Below are 702 nucleotides of genomic sequence, written 5' to 3'. Positions count from 1 at the left end.
CTGAGCAGCAGGCCGTCGCGGCCGTCGGGCAGACGCACCACGGTCAGCCGGATCAGCGGTGGCTCGGCGGGGTCGAAACCGGTGTCACGGTCGCGTGCGCGCAGGGCGTCGACCTCGGCCTCGARCGCGGAMCCKGCCCCGGCCTCGGCCGCGGGGCCGCCACCGGGCAGGAAGACCCCGGGCAGCAAGACGACCGGACCGGGCCAGGGCCTGCCCGGATCGGGCGCTGCCACCAAGACGGCGGCCAAGAAGGCGGCAGCGGAGAAGACCGCCCCCAAGAAGAGCGCCGCGGAGAAGACCGCCGCCACGAAGAGCACGGGCAAGGCGTCCGCCCTCACGGAGGCCGCCCCCAAGAAGACCGCCCCCAAGGAGGCCGCCTCCGAGGCGGCCGTCGCCAAGAAAGGCACCGCCAAGAAAGGCACCGCCAAGAAAGGCACCGCCAAGAAGAGCGCCGCCCGGAAGAGCAGCGCCAAGAAGTCCGCCCCCGCGGCGAGCGCCCCCGCGGCGAGCGCCGCCAAGAAGGGCACCGCCAAGAAGGGCACCGCCAAGAAGAGCAGCGCCGAAAAGGGTGCCTCCAGGCAGGTGCCGGGTGGGGAAGGGGCGTCTGAGGGAGTGGTCGCCGATGACGCGGCCATCGTTGACGCGGATACGCAGACCGCCGGTGTGCACGGGACGCCGGGGAGTGCTGTCGCCGGTCCCGGG

General features: G+C 73.7%; 1 protein-coding gene. It reads left to right on the top strand.

The annotated features are described in order from the left end of the window. Positions 1 to 81: 81 nt before the first annotated feature. On the top strand, positions 82 to 702 hold a 621-nt coding region (locus AB8Z36_RS41815; protein ID WP_369218537.1), incomplete at its 3' end, for a histone H1-like repetitive region-containing protein.

It is taken from the genome of Streptomyces flavofungini (assembly GCF_041028215.1).
Taxonomy (GTDB): Bacteria; Actinomycetota; Actinomycetes; order Streptomycetales; family Streptomycetaceae; genus Streptomyces; species Streptomyces flavofungini_B.
This window is presented reverse-complemented; position numbering and strand designations above follow the sequence as displayed.